The sequence below is a fragment of the Diaphorobacter sp. HDW4A genome (genome assembly GCF_011305995.1).
Classification (GTDB): domain Bacteria; phylum Pseudomonadota; class Gammaproteobacteria; order Burkholderiales; family Burkholderiaceae_C; genus Diaphorobacter_A.
This window is the reverse complement of the sequence record NZ_CP049910.1, coordinates 891178-907663: the sequence shown is the minus strand read 5'-3', so window position 1 is coordinate 907663 and position 16486 is coordinate 891178. Positions and strand designations below refer to the sequence as shown.

Sequence of the window (16486 nt, the reverse complement as noted above, 5' to 3'; positions counted from 1 at the left end):
ATCATCAGTTGATGGCTACTCCTGCGCTCGCGTAGCCGATCACTGTGTTAATCAGCGCCAAACCGGTAGAGGTTATGGAATAGACGAGCAACATCCGTGTTCCCGCCGTAACGGGAATTGCCAGCCCTGTAGCCATTCCGCTGGAAATCGTTCCGATAGAGACAATCCCGGTCATGGAAGGTCCAAGAGTCACCAATGCGCCAGGGACAGCGGTGAAGATATTGTCAGGCGTGCTGGATTGATACAGCTGGGCCGTGACGGCGACTGTCGTTCCGATTAAAGTCAATGCCACCGTACTGCTGAAAAACCCACTGATCGAGGTGATGGTTCCGTCTCTGGGAACGGAAAACGCCATGCTAGCAAACGAGGTGGCGTCAATCGTTGCTCCCAGCATTGTTGTACTGGGAGAGGAATTACCAAAACCTATCGTGGAGTAGGCTCCCGCCAATCCCCCGGCAATAGTCGTCACGGTAATCGGCGCACCAGATGCAAACGGAATGATGGCCCCGTTTCCCACCCCCCCTGTGGGTCCGGTCGGTCCCGTTACCCCAACAGCCCCTATGGGCCCCGTCGGTCCCATGTCTCCAGCGGCACCTGTTGGGCCGGTCGGGCCCATGCCGCCTGTGTTTCCTGCCGCTCCAGTAACGCCCTGAAGGCCTTGAATCCCCTGAGCCCCCGTCAAGCCCACTCCAGTGGGACCTGTGGCACCTGTTGCCCCTATGGATCCTGCCGGCCCCGTGACACCAATCACCGCAGAAACATCACAAGTACCCAACAGCCCCGTGCTGTCGCGACACACCACATTCGTGTAACTCGCCGCAGTGGGCAGGCCCGGCAACTGCACTTGTTGCCCCGATAACACCTTGATCGCAGGGATGCCGCTGTCCGAATTGATCGACACTCCTGCACCACTCGCAGGTGTGATCGTGATGTCGTCTGCGGACCAGGCGCTGGTGGCGACCAGCGCGGCAAACAGCAGCACATTCAGTTGGAAATGTCGCTTCATGAATGCTCCGTGAAGTAAGGAAATAGGTTCAGGAAGACTGCTTGCATCAATGCCAAGGACGATTCGGCGAAGAGCCACGTCGCGCAGCACGCAAGCCACCGATCAGTCCCAAGCTCAGCATCAAGAGACCGAAAGCAAAGCTGCCCAACGTCGGCACGGCAGCCACAGTAGCCACAGGCCCCACTCCGTTGATGGGAATCGCGCCCAACTGCCCCACCGCCGGACAGGTCACCGAGTCCACCCGAGTCAAGCTACCGCCCGCCGCACTGACAGAGCCGTTGTTCGTATATTGCTGCGCCAGTTGAATGGCGCTGCCCGCCATGTCCAAACTACCGCCCGCCAAAACTGAGAGATTGCGCACGCCTGTGGTGCTGGCTCCCGAGCCCTGCACGGCAGCGCCTTGGATAAGGAAATCGGTACACCCTAATTGCATGGTGCCGCCAGCCAGATTGATCTGCGAACCTGAAGGTACATTCACATCGGCCTGCACCGATGTGCCGACAACCGAACTCAGGCTCAGCACCAAACACGGTGTCCACCCAGCTAGACGACGACGGCACTTACTGAAATCTGAAGACATGTATGTCACCTTTTCCAGATACCGAGCGCCCAGGACACTCGCCATGTTCGGGGATGCAGAACAACCGGCAGACAAAGACCGCAAATATCGAAGGCATCAACTGAGGCCGGACTCGAAGCACGACTGAAAGTCGGCAAAAACCGGTGCCTCAGCTCGAAAGAATGCGTCTACAGCAGCCCACCGAGAATGCTGGACACCTCATGAGGTCCTTGAGGTGCCCGCAAGAAAAAGCTTCAAAGCCACTGCACAAAGTGGTCCCAAACAGAGACCAGCAGGGTTTTGCATTTATTCAACGAAGTCATGGGTGAGGCCGCGACAACTCGCGATGTATATACGATGCAGTAATTGTATCCAAAGGATTCTCAAAAGTGAACGATTGTTACAATGTAAAGCAGCTAGTCATTTATCAGCTTGACGAGATCAACCAGCGTGCCAAAAGCGCCAGCGACATTACTCCAATGAAGATGGCAACGAAACGCCAGGGTAGCCTCGCACGATGCCTCAGTGAGGCAGCAGCATCTTCATGCGCTACGGACAAATGACCCATTTCCACCATGAACATGCGCTCTGCGATCTGGCGAGATTGTTCGCGCGCCTCAACCATCATCTTCGCAATGGCATGGCGCTTGCCCCATCGCGCCTGCCCCTCACTGAGCCATGCCTCGCGAAATTCTTCTGACCACGCCTGATGTGGCAGCAGCTTGGCGTGGCGGCTGACATCCGGGGCAATCACCAACGGCACGCCCTGATATGACAGCATGCCGTCGGGCAGATGCTCCTGATCGACCCAGATGCTGCAGATCTTGAGCGGATAGCCAAAGAGCCTGGATGACACATCCTCGGACAACATGCGAGAAGTGCACGAGCGCAGATGCGTCCGAAGGGCCTGCGTTGGCGGTGACAGGTCGACTTCATCCACCGTTTCGCTCCAACACCGCAGGGCTTTGGCGAGCGCTTGCACATCGTCATAGCGCAGCAAGTTGGCGGGGTCGTAGACCACCTCGGCAATGCGCAGGCCGACATATTCTGGTTTATGCAGATCCGCATGCGCCTGAATCACCCCTCCACAGGTGAAGTGGCCACGCTCGAAGAGTTCGCGCTGCTCGGCGAAATAACCCGACAACGGATCGCCATGTTCAAGCGTCGGCGGACGTGCGCTCCACATGGCCGAGCGCACAACAGGTTCGAGCGCATCGGCGCGTTCGTGGAACACGGTATCGCGATCAGCACGGAGCGGCTTCAGCGACTGCGTGGGACTGCCCAGCACCCGCAGGTCGATGAGCTGCTCAAGCGATGCGGCGAGATTGGCACCCTCAGTGGTCCAAGCATGTGCAACGATGCCAGGGAGCTTGACCACCCCGAGGCTTGTGGCACTATATTCAGGAAAGTTGACGATACAGACCTGCGAACCCGGCTTCAGCGTCCGCATCGACCACACTGGCGGCGAACCCACGCTGCGCCCGATCCATTCGGCCAGATAAAAGCTCAGCAGCATCAACGTGTCGCCGTCAAGCGCATGTACGTAGATCTCGCGCCCGGCTTGGCTGCGCAGCGAGCGCTGTCTGTCCAGCCATTGCTGGATACGAGTCACACTGGCGATCGAATAGTCCAGCCCAAGCAGCGTTTTCAGCTTGCGCGAGGCACGTTTCAGATGGACCGGAGCGGCGTCATTGTCCAAAGCCCAGACACTCTGTCGGGCGACGAAATTCAGGGGAAGCTGCATGAGCGGGGGAAACACGCAAAACCAGCGGCACTGGCTCGGAAAAAACAAAAAGAAAGCCGCAAAAAACCGATAGTCACATCAGCGCGCCGGGATGTTTGCATCACCCGGCAAACACGCCGTCTCACGCGGTTTCTCGTGTCGAAAATGGTCCGGATACGTCGCAATTCATTACAAAGTGTACTCAACCTGATAGCCAAGTCGGGATTTGGAATGCGCCAAGACACATAAATAACTGTACAAAATAACAGTAACCATGGATACTTGATACTGTTTATTTAACCAGTATTTCAAAGCCATGGAAGTAGCCATCGTCATCGAAGTCACCCTGCAGGACTGCACCGGTATCGACCTTTCCCTGAAAGAACGCGCCGAGGCCCGATTTCAACGCGAAATCGAGAAATTCTTTCCCGACGAGCAAAGCATGCTGGATGCCTGGCGGGCATACGCTGATGCTGCCGAAGGCGGAGAAATCAACCAGGAGCAGGAGAGACATGCCCGCATCTGGCTCAAGGCGTTTGACAAGGCTCGACAGGCGGGGTTTCAGGGGATTTCGGTGGAGGAAGCGTATTTCGATGTGCGCATGAGCTGAGATCGTCTGCGCACTCCCACACCCTGCCTCACCCATGAAGCAGGCAACAAAAAACCCGCCGAGGCGGGTTTTCTGATTTGTGCCTGTTGGCGTGGGAAGGCTTAGACCTTCGCAGCCACTTCAGCATACTCTTCGATCTGGTCGAAGTTCATGTAGCGGTAGACGCTGGCCTTGTCGGCGTCAATCACACCCATTTCAGCCAGGTACTCTTCCTTCGAAGGCAGTTTGCCCAGACGCGAAGCGATGGCGGCCAGTTCGGCGGAGCCAAGGTACACGTTGGTGTTTTTGCCCAGACGATTCGGGAAGTTACGGGTCGAGGTGGAGATCACCGTTGCGCCTTCGCGCACTTGTGCCTGGTTGCCCATGCACAGCGAGCAGCCTGGCATTTCCGTACGTGCGCCGGCGGTGCCGAATGCAGCGTAGTGACCTTCCTTGATCAGCTCGTTCTGGTCCATCTTGGTGGGCGGTGCCACCCACAGCTTGACCGGAATGTCGCGCTTGCCGCCCAGCAGCTTGGCTGCAGCGCGGAAGTGGCCGATGTTCGTCATGCAGGAGCCGATGAAGGCTTCATCGATCTTGGTGCCAGCAACTTCGGACAGGTACTTTGCGTCGTCCGGGTCGTTAGGGCAGCAGACGATTGGCTCTTTGATGTCGGCCAGATCAATCTCGATGACGTGCGCGTACTCGGCATCCTTGTCGGCTGCGAGCAGGTCGGGCTTGGCGAGCCATGCTTCGACCTTTTCAATGCGGCGCTCAAGCGTCTTGGCATCTTCGTAACCCTCGGCGATCATGTTCTTCATCAGAACGACATTCGAGCGCAGGTATTCGGCGATGGTGTCAGGATTGAGCTTGATCGTGCAACCAGCGGCGGAGCGCTCAGCGGACGCGTCAGACAGTTCGAACGCTTGCTCGACCTTCAAATCTGGCAGGCCTTCGATTTCCAGGATACGACCCGAGAATTCATTGATCTTGCCAGCCTTGGCAACGGTCAGCAGACCTTGCTTGATGCCGTACAGAGGAATCGCGTGCACCAGATCGCGCAGAGTCACGCCGGGCTGCATTGCGCCCTTGAAGCGCACCAGCACGGATTCAGGCATGTCCAGAGGCATCACACCGGTTGCAGCGCCGAACGCCACCAGACCGGAACCTGCGGGGAACGAGATACCGATCGGGAAACGGGTGTGCGAGTCGCCGCCAGTACCAACGGTGTCGGGCAGCAGCAAACGGTTGAGCCATGAGTGGATCACGCCGTCGCCAGGACGCAGGGCCACGCCGCCGCGGTTGGAGATGAACGCAGGCAGCTCGCGGTGGGTCTTCACGTCCACTGGCTTGGGATAAGCAGCGGTGTGGCAGAACGATTGCATCACCAGATCTGCAGAGAAGCCCAGGCATGCCAGATCCTTCAGCTCGTCGCGGGTCATCGGGCCGGTCGTGTCTTGCGAACCGACCGTCGTCATGCGTGGCTCACAGTAAGTGCCGGGGCGAACGCCCTGACCTTCTGGCAAACCCACTGCACGGCCAACCATCTTCTGGGCCAGCGTGAAGCCCGCCTTGGTCGCTGCAGGAGCTTGCGGCAGGCGGAACGCGTTCGATGCTGGCAGGCCCAGAGCTTCACGAGCCTTGGCCGTCAGCGAGCGACCGATGATCAGGTTGATACGGCCACCGGCTTGCACTTCGTCCAGCAGCACGTCAGACTTCAGCGAGAAGTCAGCCACCTTGGCCCCGCTCTTTTCGATCTTGCCGTCGTAGGGGTAGATGTCGATCACATCACCCATTTCGAGCTTGGACACGTCCACTTCGATCGGCAGAGCGCCCGAGTCTTCTTGCGTGTTGAAGAAGATGGGAGCGATCTTGCCGCCGAGCGTGACACCACCGAAGCGTTTGTTGGGCACAAACGGAATGTCCATGCCGGTCGCCCAGATGATGGAATTGGTGGCCGACTTGCGCGAAGAACCGGTACCGACCACGTCGCCCACGTAGGCGACGAGGTGACCCTTCTTCTTCAGGTCGTCGATGAATTGCATCGGGCCGCGCTTGCCGTCTTCTTCGGGCTTGAACGCTGCGTCGGGACGCGTGTTCTTGAGCATCGCCAGATAGTGCAGCGGAATGTCGGGACGGCTCCATGCATCGGGAGCCGGCGACAGGTCGTCGGTGTTGGTCTCGCCAGGCACCTTGAAGACGGTGACAGTGATCTTCTTCTCGACTTCGGGGCGCGAAGTGAACCACTCGGCGTCGGCCCAGCTCTGCATCACTTCCTTGGCCTTGGCGTTGCCACCCTTGGCCTTGGTGGCCACGTCGTTGAAGAAGTCGAACATCAAGAGTGTCTTCTTCAGCGCGTCAGCAGCCACACCAGCGACTTCGGCGTCGTCCAGCAACTCGATCAACGGGTGCACGTTGTAGCCACCCACCATGGTGCCCAGCAGCTCGGTGGCCTTGGCCTTGGAGATCAGCGCAACCTTGACTTCACCGTGCGCCACGGCGGCCAGGAACGAAGCCTTGACCTTGGCAGCATCATCCACGCCTGGTGGAACGCGGTGGGTCAGCAGGTCCAGCAGGAACGCGTCTTCGCCAGCGGGCGGGTTCTTGATCAGCTCGATCAGATCGGCTGTCTGCTTGGCGTCCAATGGCAGTGGGGGGATGCCCAATGTGGCACGTTCTGCCACATGGTCACGGTAGGCTTTCAACATGGTCTACTTCTCCGAAGGTTTTGGTTTTCAATCAATCTTGTGGGGCAACAACCGGCAAGCCTCTGGCTGACCATCGCGTGAATGGCCTCTGGAAACCTGCCTGAGTATTCAGTCCTGTACTACAGGCTCACTTCGTGTTTAAGCCTTCAAGCAGGTTGGGCTGAGGATTCTTCTTCATCGCCTCGGCCACGGCCACCTGGTTGGGGTTCATGCATTCATCCGCCATACGCTGACCCTGCTTCTGGTTCAGCAACATGGACTTGTTGGCAATCTGCACCCAGACAGCGCCGGCCTTGATGTCTTCCAGACGCACAGCGCCGGTGGATGTTGTAACGGGCTGCATGTGGTATTTGAAATTTTTGCCGCTCACGTGGAACCGGCCAGGGGAGTTCACGTCCTTCTCGATGTCCACAAAGGCACCGAGTTCGCAAGGCATGCGGCCTGTTGCAACAGTATCGGCCAGCGCCAGTTCAGTCGGCGAGAGTGCGGCTTCGGCGGCGGCAAAACCAGTGGCCACTTGAGTCGCGGCGCTCTTGAGCTGCGTGCGGCTGCTGTTGGCGGCTGTGGTCTTCTTGGGAGCTGCAGTCGTCTTCTTGGCGGCTGTCGTGGTGGTCTTCTTGGCCGCAGGAGCTTTCGCCGCAGTCTTGGGAGCCGCCTTTTGAGCGGGCTTGGAGTCAGTTTGTGCCATGGCAATGGCGGGTGCGATGGCGATCAGGGCGGCAGCGACGAGGGTCTTCATGGGGACTCCTGCAAAGGAAAAATGAGTTGATGGGAACCAAACATTAAAAATAACCGATTTATGCTTCAACGGCCCCATCACCCGTAACAAACCATTGGCGCACATCCAACGGCACAGGGCGCCCGGTCTGGTGAGCACGCTCGAGCACCTGCCAAAAATAACGGTAGCTCGCACGATCGTGCAGAACGCCGTCTTCGCTGATGGGAGCCCAGTCAGCAGCCACGGCGGCAGAAATGATGCGTCCGGCACGTTCGATCTCGACCTCATCGGGCGCAAGCGCCGCCAGAATCGGGCGAATCTGCGCCGGATGAATGCTCCACATGCGCGTGTAACCGAACTCGCGATTGGCCTTGCGGGCTGCAGCCTGCATGGCGTCGGGGTTGCTGAACTCAGTGACCACGCAGTGCGACGGCACCTTGCCATGCGCATGACAGGCCGACGAGATCTCTAGCTTGGCGCGCACGACCAGCGGGTGTTCGAACTGCCCCGCCGACGTCATGCCAGCAGAAGGAATCGCACCACCATGCGCGGAGACAAAGTCCATCAGGCCGAAGCTCAGGCTCTGGATGCGCGGATGCGAGGCAATGTCGAAGGCACGGTGCACGGCTGCGGGCGATTCGATCAGCGCATGCAGCGGCAGGTGCTTCGCTCCGGCCGCGTCGAGCGCGCGGGCGGCGATCTCGACGTCTTCGAACGACTCCACCTTGGGAAGCATGATGTGGCAGAGCCTGTCGCCCGCTTCGCCCGCAATCGTGGCGATGTCGTTGGCGAACGCGGCATGGTCGACGGTGTGCACGCGTGCGGCGACACGGGCGCCGGGCTGCGCTTCACGGGCCAGTTGCGCTACCAGCTTCGCGTGTTCGCGCTCAAGGCCGACGGGCGCGCCATCTTCGCAGTCGAGCGTCACGTCGAACACCACATGGCCGAACTCGGCGCGCATCTCGTCCTGCAGTTGCAGACTCTTGCGCATGCGGACTTCAACGCCGCTGTAGTGATCACAAACGGGAATGTGTTGCTGCCCGGCCTGCGCTCCGAGCAGGACAGTAGCGGGATGGGCTTTGGCGGCAGGCGTCGTCATACGGGGCGCTGGGCAACAATGAACATGCGCGGGAAGGCCAGCAATCGCTTACCGTCGCTGCGCACGGGATATTCAGCATCGACGCGTTTTTCGTAACTCGCAAGAAACTCGGCTCGCAAGTCGTCGGAAAGCGGATCGACAAAAGGTTTGAGTCCGGTGCTGCGCACCCATTCCACGATGGCTGCTGCGGACTCCATCGGATGCTGGTACACGGTGTGCCAGACATCCACCTGCGCGGCATCGTGGGCCAGCAGGTCGTAATACTCTTGAATGCTGAGCAGCTCGGTGCGCAGCTTGCTCACATCGCCAATGGCCTCGTTGTAAGGCGATTCGGCGGCCAGCTCGCGCATGTTGCGGTGCGTGGGCTCGGCGCGGTTGTCCGGCATCTGGATGGCCAGGACGCCACCGGGCGCGAGCGCACGGAACAGGCGCGGGATCAGCGTTTCGTGATCACCCACCCATTGCAGCGCGGCATTGGCATAAATGAGATTGGGTGCCGATCCTGAAGAGGTCTCCGGCACCCAATCCTTGATGTCTGCGGCCACAAAGCCCACGCCGGGGAGCCGCTTTGCAGCGCTCTCCAGCATGGCTTTGGAGTTGTCCACGCCGATCGCACGGGCCTTTGGAAAGCGTGCGACCAGCAGCTCGGTGGAATTCCCCGGCCCGCAGCCCAGATCCACCACGAGGGATGGATCGCTCTGGGGCACGCGCGCCAGCAACTCACGGGCCGGGCGCGTGCGCTCGTCCTCGTAGCGGCTGTAGAGCTGGGGGTTCCAGTCTTGCATGAGTGGACTGTGGTTACCTGTGGATTACAGCAGGTGCTTCACGCCGTCTTGTTCGCCTTGCAGCTCAGCCAGCGTCTTGTTGATGCACTCTTGCGAGAATGCGTCGATTTCCAGACCGGTAACGATCTTGTACTCACCGTTTTCAGTGGTGACGGGGAAGCCGAACACGATGCCGGCAGGAATGCCGTATTCGCCGTTCGAAGGCACGCCCATGGTGACCCATTCGCCGCCCGAGCCCAGAGCCCAGTCACGCATGTGGTCGATGGCAGCATTGGCAGCCGAAGCAGCCGACGACAGGCCGCGAGCAGCGATGATCGCGGCGCCACGCTTGCCGACGGTTGGCAGGAACACGTCCTTGTTCCACTCTTGGTCGTTGATCATGTCCTTGACCGACTTGCCATCAACCGTTGCGAAACGGTAGTCAGCGTACATCGTTGGCGAGTGGTTGCCCCACACGGTCAACTTGCGGATGTCGCCGACGGCGAAGCTGGCCTTGGCAGCCAGTTGCGAAGCAGCGCGGTTGTGGTCCAGACGCAGCATGGCGGTGAAGTTCTTCGCTGGCAGGTCAGGAGCCGACTTCATGGCGATGTAGGCGTTGGTGTTGGCGGGGTTGCCGACCACCAGAACCTTCACATTGCGCGAAGCAGCAGCGTTCAGGGCCTTGCCCTGAGCCGTGAAAATCTGTGCGTTGGCAGCCAGCAGGTCGGCACGTTCCATGCCTGGACCACGTGGACGGGCACCCACCAGCAGAGCGTAGTCGGTGTCCTTGAAGGCCTGCAGCGGGTCGCTGTGGGCTTCGATGCCAGCCAGCAGAGGGAATGCGCAGTCTTCCAGCTCCATGATCACGCCCTTCAGCGCGTTCTGAGCCTTTTCGTCGGGAATTTCGAGCAGTTGGAGGATGACTGGCTGGTCCTTGCCCAGCATTTCGCCGGAAGCGATGCGGAACAACAGGGCGTAACCGATTTGACCTGCGGCGCCGGTAACGGCAACACGAACGGGCTTCTTGCTCATGTGAAAAACTCCAAAAAAATGAGGACAGTGTTGGTGCCAGGGTTCACTTGACTCCGCTCAAAACAACAGCAGCCCGTGACCCGCAATCACAGACCAAGAGTGTACCGCTGATTTCTGAACAGGGTCAATTTGTCTTATGTCTTATATAAGATATGATGACAGGTGAACGTTTCACTTTGATTACCCCATCGATCCCTCGATCCGGCCCTGCGGCAATGTCCTCCAACCCCACCCCCTCCCCTCTCTCATCCGCAACCCAAGCGGGAGGCGGTGGCGCGACTCCCGCATTCAGCCCGCTGTATCAGCAGATCAAGGGACTGATCCTGCACAGCCTGCAGCACGGTGAATGGAAGCCCGGCGAGGTCATTCCGAGCGAAATGGACCTCGCGGCGCGCTTTCGCGTGAGCCAGGGCACCGTGCGCAAGGCCATCGATGAGTTGGCCGCCGAGAACCTGCTGATGCGCCGCCAGGGCAAGGGCACGTTTGTGGCCACTCACGCCGAACGCCAGGTGCAGTACCGTTTCCTGAAGCTCATGCCCGATGTGGGCGACGCCCGCGAGGAAGGCCCCGCCCAGCGCACCATCCTCGAATGCAAGCGCAGCCGTGCGTCGGTGGAGATCGCGCGGGCGCTGCAGCTGCGCACTGGCGATCCGGTGATCCAGGCTCGCCGCATTCTCTCGTTTGCGGGCGTGCCGACCATTCTCGAGGACATCTGGCTGCCCGGACAGGCCTTCAAGGGCCTGACCGCCGAGCAGATGGCCGAGTACCAAGGCCCCACCTACGCGATGTTCGAGCTCGATTACGGTGTGCGCATGGTGCGTGCCGAAGAAAAAATCCGCGCGATTGTCCCTGATGACGAGCAGGCCAATCTGCTGCTGGTGACGCAGCAGACCCCTCTACTTTCCGTAGAGCGGCTCGCGTTCACCTACAACGATGTTCCAATGGAGTTACGACGCGCACTCTATAGAACTGACACACATCACTATCACAATTCGTTAAGCTGACAACAGGGTTTACAGCAACGCCCGACTATGGAATAAGCATTCCCCACAACCCGGTGACATTGGGTTGCAATAGAATTTTGGGTTGTCCGCATCCGCGATTACAACGCAGTTACATCCACGAAAGCAAATCCAGACATGACTGAGCAAGCTAAAAAGCGGCCTGAGTTCCGCAATATCAACGTATTCACGGACCTCCCGTCTTATCGCCTGCCGCCTGCCGGCATCCTGTCGATCCTGCATCGCGTGAGCGGCATGATCCTGTTCTTTTTGCTGCCGTTCATCATCTGGATGTTCGACAAATCCCTGTCGTCCGAAATTTCGTACGGCGACTTCACCTCGGTCTTCCAGGGTTCCTGGGGCTGGCTGGCCAAGCTGGTCTGCCTGGGTCTCATCTGGGGTTACCTGCATCACTTCTGCGCCGGCGTTCGCCACCTGCTGATGGACATGAATCATCACATGGTGAACAAGGAATTCGGCAAGTCTTCCGCTCTGGTCTGCTTTGCCATCAGCCTCGTGCTGACCGTGGCTCTGGGCGCCAAGCTGTTCGGCCTGTACTGATCGGCCATCTCTCCTCACTTCTCCTCACGATAAGGAAAAAGAACCATGTCCGTGAATTACGGCTCCAAGCGCATCGTAGTTGGTGCGCACTACGGTATCCGCGACTGGCTGGTCCAGCGTGGCACCGCCGTGCTGATGGCACTGTTCACCGTCGTGCTGCTCGCACGCGTTCTAATGATCTCCGGCCCCATCGGCTATGAAGCCTGGGCAGGCGTGTTCGCCCCTCAGTGGATGAAGTTCCTGACTTTTGGCGTGATCGTGTCACTCGTGTGGCACGCATGGGTTGGCGTGCGCGATGTGTGGATGGACTATGTGCCGGCCACCGGCCTGCGTCTGGTCCTGAATGTTTTCACCATTGTCTGGTTGGTGGGCTGCGCAGGCTGGGGTTTCCAGGTCCTGTGGCGTCTGTAATCGAGACACGTCTCCGCGATTGAAAGAAAAGAATGAGCTATTCCAAAGCAAATATCACCAAGCGCAAGTTTGACGTCGTGATCGTCGGCGCTGGCGGTTCCGGCCTGCGCGCGGCGCTGGAGCTGTCTCGTGCGGGTCTGTCCGTGGCCTCGCTGTCCAAGGTGTTCCCGACCCGTTCGCACACCGTGGCAGCCCAGGGCGGCGTGTCCGCATCGCTCGGCAACATGTCCGATGACAACTGGCACTACCACTTCTACGACACCATCAAGGGCTCCGACTGGCTGGGCGACCAGGACGCCATCGAGTTCATGTGCCGTGAAGCACCGAACGTCGTGATCGAACTCGAACACTTCGGCATGCCTTTCGACCGCAACCCTGATGGCACGATCTATCAGCGTCCGTTCGGCGGCCACACCGCCAACTATGGTGAAAAGCCTGTGCAGCGCGCCTGCGCCGCCGCTGACCGCACCGGTCACGCCATGCTGCACACGCTGTATCAACAGAACGTCAAGTCCAAGACCAACTTCTTCGTGGAGTGGATGGCTCTGGACCTGCTGCGCAATGCGCAGGGCGACGTGGTCGGCGTGACCGCCATCGAGCTCGAAACCGGCGACCTGTACGAACTGCACGCCAAGTCCGTGCTGCTGGCGACCGGCGGTGCTGGCCGTATCTTCCAGGCATCGACCAACGCCTTCATCAACACTGGCGACGGTCTTGGCATGGCGGCTCGCGCTGGCATTCCTCTGCAGGACATGGAATTCTGGCAGTTCCACCCCACCGGCGTGGCGGGTGCGGGCGTGCTGCTGACCGAAGGCTGCCGCGGCGAAGGCGCTATTTTGCTGAACAGCGAAGGTGAGCGCTTCATGGAGCGTTACGCTCCTACCCTGAAGGATTTGGCTCCACGTGACTTCGTGTCGCGCTCGATGGACCAGGAAATCAAGGAAGGTCGCGGCTGCGGCCCGAACAAGGACTACATCCTGATGAAGCTCGACCACCTCGGTGCCGAGACCATCCGCAAGCGCCTGCCTTCCGTGGAAGAAATCGGCCACAACTTCGCCAACGTCGACATCACCAAGGAGCCGATTCCTGTGGTGCCAACGATTCACTACCAGATGGGCGGCATTCCGACCAACATCAACGGCCAGGTCGTGGTGTGGGACGGTCAGCAAAACCAAGTGGTCAACGGCCTCTACGCCGTGGGCGAATGTTCCTGCGTGTCGGTGCACGGTGCGAACCGTCTGGGCACCAACTCGCTGCTCGACCTGCTGGTGTTCGGCAAGGCTGCCGGCAAGCACATCGTTCAGTTCGTCAACGGTTTCGGTGACCATCACCAAGTGCCTGCCGACGCTTCCGAGCGCACTCTGGCCCGCCTCAACCAGCTCGATGATTCCAAGGAAGGCACCTACGCCCAGGACATCGCTGGCGACATCCGCTCCGCAATGCAGACGCACGCCGGTGTGTTCCGCACGCAAAAGAGCATGGACGAAGGCGTCGAGAAGATCAACGCCATCCGCGAGCGCGTGGGCAACGTCACACTCAAGGACAAGTCCAAGGTGTGGAACACGGCCCGCATGGAAGCGCTGGAAGTGGACAACCTGATCGAAGTCGCTCAGGCCACCATGACCTCCGCCGCCGCACGCCACGAATGCCGCGGCGCGCACACTGTGTATGACTACGAGCATCCCGCTGACGATCCAAACTTCCCTCTGGGCCGCAACGACAAGGAATGGCTCAAGCACACCCTGTGGAACAGCAGCGACAACAGCCTGTACTACAAGCCAGTGAACCTGAAGCCCCTGACAGTGGAGAGCGTGCCTCCCAAGGTCCGCACGTTCTAATCCAGCAGCCCACGAGAAGAGATTCAAAAAATGAAGCGTACTTTCAAAATCTACCGCTACGATCCCGATAAGGATTCCAAGCCCTACATGCAAACCGTGGAGCTGGAGCTCGACGGCCATGAGCGCATGCTGCTGGATGCACTGGTCAAGCTCAAGGAACTCGATCCCTCGATCTCGTTCCGTCGTTCGTGCCGCGAAGGCGTGTGCGGCTCGGACGCGATGAACATCAACGGCAAGAATGGCCTTGCCTGCCTGACAAACATGAAGACCCTTACGGGCGACATCGTTCTGAAGCCGCTGCCAGGCCTGCCAGTGATCCGCGATCTGATCGTGGACATGACGCAGTTCTTCAAGCAGTACCACTCGATCAAGCCGTACCTGCAAAGCGACATCTACACGTCCGCCAGCAAGGAACGCCTGCAGTCGCCCGAAGAGCGCGAAGAGCTCAACGGTCTGTACGAGTGCATTCTGTGCGCAAGCTGCTCGACGAGCTGCCCGTCGTTCTGGTGGAACCCCGACAAGTTCGTGGGCCCTGCCGGTCTGCTGCAGGCTTACCGCTTCATCGCCGACAGCCGCGACACTGCCACCGAATCGCGTCTGGACAACCTGGAAGATCCATACCGCCTCTTCCGTTGCCACACCATCATGAACTGCGTCGATGTGTGCCCCAAGCACCTGAACCCGACCGTCGCGATTGGCAAGATCAAGGAACTGATGGTTCGCCGAGCCATCTGATGACCATGGCACAAGAAGACACATTGCTCGATGAACGCGAAGTTTCGCTGCTGCGCTGGCGCTCGCGCCGTGGTCTGGTGGAGAACGATCTGTTCATCGAACGCTTCTTTGCCACCTACGGGTCGCGCCTGACCGCAAGCCAGGCGCGTGGAATTTCAGTGCTGATGGATCTCTCCGACAACGATCTGCTGGACCTCTTGCTTCGCCGCAAGGAGCCCGAAGGAGACCTTGCCACGGATGAAATCCGATCAGTGCTGGAGCAACTACGCCCGCGTGCCTGACGCGGAGTGCAGATCCTGCACACAGATGTAGGTTAATTATTGAAGGAACTGGAAATGAAACTGGCAGACAACAAAGCGACGCTATCGTTCAGCAACGGCAGCCCGAGCGTCGAGCTCCCCGTGTACCAAGGCACCATCGGCCCGGACGTGATCGACATCCGCAAGCTGTATGCTCAGACCGACATGTTCACGTATGACCCGGGCTTCCTGTCCACGGCGTCCTGCCAGTCGGCCATCACCTACATCGACGGCGACAAGGGTGAACTGCTGTACCGCGGCTACCCCATTGAGCAGTTGGCCACCAACTGCAACTACCTCGAAACCTGCTACCTGCTGCTGAACGGCGAGCTGCCCGATGCAACGCAAAAGGCCGACTTCGAAAAGCTCGTCACCAACCACACCATGGTCAACGAGCAGATGCAGTTCTTCCTGCGCGGCTTCCGTCGTGACGCACATCCGATGGCTGTGCTGACCGGTCTGGTGGGTGGTCTGTCGGCCTTCTATCACGACAGCACCGACATCAACAACCCAGAGCACCGTCAGATCTCGGCCATCCGCCTGATCGCCAAGATGCCTACTCTGGTGTCGATGGCATACAAGTACGGTGTGGGTCAGCCTTACCAGTACCCACAGAACAACCTGTCCTACGCAGGCAATTTCCTGCGCATGATGTTCGGCAACCCTTGCGAAGAGTACAAGGTGAACCCGGTCATCGAACGCGCCATGGACCGCATCTTCATCCTGCACGCTGACCACGAACAGAACGCGTCGACCTCGACCGTGCGTCTGTGCGGCTCGTCGGGCACCAACCCGTTTGCAGCCATTGCCGCTGGCGTGGCCTGCCTGTGGGGCCCCGCTCACGGCGGTGCGAACGAAGCCTGCCTGAACATGCTGGAAGACATCCAGCGCATGGGCGGCGTCGCCAAGGTCGGCGAGTTCATGGAAAAGGTCAAGGACAAGACGTCCGGCGTGAAGCTGATGGGCTTCGGTCACCGCGTCTACAAGAACTACGACCCACGCGCCAAGCTGATGCAAGAGACTTGCAACGAAGTTCTGGCCGCCCTGGGTCTGGAAAACGATCCCCTGTTCAAGCTCGCCAAGGAATTGGAAAAGATCGCTCTGGAAGACGAATACTTCGTGTCGCGCAAGCTGTACCCGAACGTCGACTTCTACTCCGGCATCGTGCAACGCGCCATCGGCATTCCAGTGAACCTGTTCACCGGCATCTTCGCTCTGGCACGCACCGTCGGCTGGATCGCCCAGCTGAACGAAATGATCAGCGACCCCGAGTACAAGATCGGCCGTCCACGCCAGCTGTACACCGGCTCCGTCCGTCGCGACGTGCCTGCAAAGCGCTAATCCGCTTTCCGGCAGTCCGGCAGTCCGGCAGTCCGGCAGTCCGGCAGTCCGGATCTTCTGATCCACAAAAGCCCAGTGGCCCACGCCACTGGGCTTTTTCTT

At 59.5% G+C, this 16486-nt stretch carries 16 protein-coding genes; 8 read left to right on the top strand and 8 right to left on the bottom strand.

Translation table 11 applies throughout. From position 1 onward, the window contains the following. Positions 1-4 precede the first annotated feature (4 nt). The 3 genes from G7047_RS31395 to G7047_RS04030 all read right to left on the bottom strand — a co-directional run bounded on the left by G7047_RS31395 (position 5) and on the right by G7047_RS04030 (position 3264). Positions 5-1006, bottom strand: a complete 1002-nt coding sequence (locus G7047_RS31395; RefSeq protein WP_166301083.1) for an exosporium glycoprotein BclB-related protein — start codon at positions 1004-1006, stop codon at positions 5-7. A 46-nt stretch (positions 1007-1052) separates the two neighbouring features. Continuing rightward, entirely contained in the window at positions 1053-1529 is a 477-nt protein-coding gene (locus G7047_RS04035; protein WP_166301080.1) for a hypothetical protein, read from the bottom strand. A gap of 463 nt (positions 1530-1992) precedes the next feature. Beyond that, positions 1993-3264, bottom strand: a complete 1272-nt coding sequence (locus G7047_RS04030) for a hypothetical protein (protein WP_166301077.1) — start codon at positions 3262-3264, stop codon at positions 1993-1995. Positions 3265-3604: 340 nt separating this feature from the next. On the opposite strand from G7047_RS04030, the gene G7047_RS04025 reads away from it, so the two are divergent. Next, a complete protein-coding gene (locus G7047_RS04025; protein WP_166301074.1) occupies positions 3605-3898 on the top strand; it encodes a hypothetical protein in 294 nt (97 codons plus the stop codon). Positions 3899-3999: 101 nt separating this feature from the next. On the opposite strand, the gene acnB is transcribed toward G7047_RS04025, so the two are convergent. From acnB to G7047_RS04000, 5 genes are all read right to left on the bottom strand, one after another. Continuing rightward, complete coding sequence (gene acnB / locus G7047_RS04020) at positions 4000-6585, bottom strand: bifunctional aconitate hydratase 2/2-methylisocitrate dehydratase (RefSeq protein ID WP_166301071.1); 2586 nt, start codon at positions 6583-6585, stop codon at positions 4000-4002. Between the two features lie 127 nt (positions 6586-6712). Beyond that, on the bottom strand, positions 6713-7324 hold the full coding sequence (locus tag G7047_RS04015; protein ID WP_166301068.1) for a hypothetical protein: 612 nt from the start codon (positions 7322-7324) through the stop codon (positions 6713-6715). 58 nt (positions 7325-7382) lie between these two features. After that, on the bottom strand, positions 7383-8402 hold the full coding sequence (locus tag G7047_RS04010) for a CoA ester lyase (RefSeq protein ID WP_166301065.1): 1020 nt from the start codon (positions 8400-8402) through the stop codon (positions 7383-7385). After that, on the bottom strand, positions 8399-9187 hold the full coding sequence (gene tam, locus G7047_RS04005) for a trans-aconitate 2-methyltransferase (RefSeq protein WP_166301062.1): 789 nt from the start codon (positions 9185-9187) through the stop codon (positions 8399-8401). The genes G7047_RS04010 and tam overlap by 4 nt, the downstream gene beginning before the upstream one ends. Positions 9188-9211: 24 nt before the next feature. Then, positions 9212-10198 carry a malate dehydrogenase gene (locus tag G7047_RS04000; protein WP_166301059.1) on the bottom strand — a complete coding sequence of 329 codons (987 nt, stop codon included), beginning with the start codon at positions 10196-10198 and terminating at the stop codon, positions 9212-9214. Positions 10199-10413: 215 nt separating this feature from the next. Here G7047_RS04000 and G7047_RS03995 point away from each other — a divergent pair, with 215 nt between their 5' ends. The 7 genes from G7047_RS03995 (at position 10414) to G7047_RS03965 (ending at position 16384) form a co-directional block, all read left to right on the top strand. Beyond that, entirely contained in the window at positions 10414-11202 is a 789-nt protein-coding gene (locus tag G7047_RS03995) for a GntR family transcriptional regulator (protein ID WP_166301055.1), read from the top strand. A 135-nt stretch (positions 11203-11337) separates the two neighbouring features. After that, on the top strand, positions 11338-11760 hold the full coding sequence (sdhC, locus tag G7047_RS03990; RefSeq protein WP_166301051.1) for a succinate dehydrogenase, cytochrome b556 subunit: 423 nt from the start codon (positions 11338-11340) through the stop codon (positions 11758-11760). Positions 11761-11805: 45 nt separating this feature from the next. Continuing rightward, the gene (gene sdhD / locus G7047_RS03985) at positions 11806-12171 is read left to right on the top strand and encodes a succinate dehydrogenase, hydrophobic membrane anchor protein (protein WP_166301048.1); all 366 of its coding nucleotides are present in this window, start codon (positions 11806-11808) and stop codon (positions 12169-12171) included. Positions 12172-12203: 32 nt separating this feature from the next. Then, positions 12204-14009, top strand: coding sequence for a succinate dehydrogenase flavoprotein subunit (gene sdhA / locus G7047_RS03980; protein ID WP_166301045.1), 1806 nt, complete (start codon positions 12204-12206; stop codon positions 14007-14009). Between the two features lie 30 nt (positions 14010-14039). Next, positions 14040-14744, top strand: coding sequence for a succinate dehydrogenase iron-sulfur subunit (locus G7047_RS03975; RefSeq protein ID WP_166301042.1), 705 nt, complete (start codon positions 14040-14042; stop codon positions 14742-14744). 5 nt (positions 14745-14749) lie between these two features. Beyond that, positions 14750-15025 carry a succinate dehydrogenase assembly factor 2 gene (locus G7047_RS03970; RefSeq protein WP_166311865.1) on the top strand — a complete coding sequence of 92 codons (276 nt, stop codon included), beginning with the start codon at positions 14750-14752 and terminating at the stop codon, positions 15023-15025. A 54-nt stretch (positions 15026-15079) separates the two neighbouring features. Continuing rightward, on the top strand, positions 15080-16384 hold the full coding sequence (locus G7047_RS03965) for a citrate synthase (protein ID WP_166301039.1): 1305 nt from the start codon (positions 15080-15082) through the stop codon (positions 16382-16384). Positions 16385-16486 lie beyond the last annotated feature (102 nt).

Coding starts and splice junctions, on each gene's coding strand:
- G7047_RS31395 (WP_166301083.1), bottom strand. CDS start 1,006: ATGAAGCGACATTTCCAACTGAATGTGCTGCTGTTTGCCGCGCTGGTC.
- G7047_RS04025 (WP_166301074.1), top strand. CDS start 3,605: ATGGAAGTAGCCATCGTCATCGAAGTCACCCTGCAGGACTGCACCGGT.
- acnB (WP_166301071.1), bottom strand. CDS start 6,585: ATGTTGAAAGCCTACCGTGACCATGTGGCAGAACGTGCCACATTGGGC.
- G7047_RS04015 (WP_166301068.1), bottom strand. CDS start 7,324: ATGAAGACCCTCGTCGCTGCCGCCCTGATCGCCATCGCACCCGCCATT.
- G7047_RS04010 (WP_166301065.1), bottom strand. CDS start 8,402: ATGACGACGCCTGCCGCCAAAGCCCATCCCGCTACTGTCCTGCTCGGA.
- tam (WP_166301062.1), bottom strand. CDS start 9,187: ATGCAAGACTGGAACCCCCAGCTCTACAGCCGCTACGAGGACGAGCGC.
- G7047_RS04000 (WP_166301059.1), bottom strand. CDS start 10,198: ATGAGCAAGAAGCCCGTTCGTGTTGCCGTTACCGGCGCCGCAGGTCAA.
- G7047_RS03995 (WP_166301055.1), top strand. CDS start 10,414: ATGTCCTCCAACCCCACCCCCTCCCCTCTCTCATCCGCAACCCAAGCG.
- sdhC (WP_166301051.1), top strand. CDS start 11,338: ATGACTGAGCAAGCTAAAAAGCGGCCTGAGTTCCGCAATATCAACGTA.
- sdhD (WP_166301048.1), top strand. CDS start 11,806: ATGTCCGTGAATTACGGCTCCAAGCGCATCGTAGTTGGTGCGCACTAC.
- sdhA (WP_166301045.1), top strand. CDS start 12,204: ATGAGCTATTCCAAAGCAAATATCACCAAGCGCAAGTTTGACGTCGTG.
- G7047_RS03975 (WP_166301042.1), top strand. CDS start 14,040: ATGAAGCGTACTTTCAAAATCTACCGCTACGATCCCGATAAGGATTCC.
- G7047_RS03970 (WP_166311865.1), top strand. CDS start 14,750: ATGGCACAAGAAGACACATTGCTCGATGAACGCGAAGTTTCGCTGCTG.
- G7047_RS03965 (WP_166301039.1), top strand. CDS start 15,080: ATGAAACTGGCAGACAACAAAGCGACGCTATCGTTCAGCAACGGCAGC.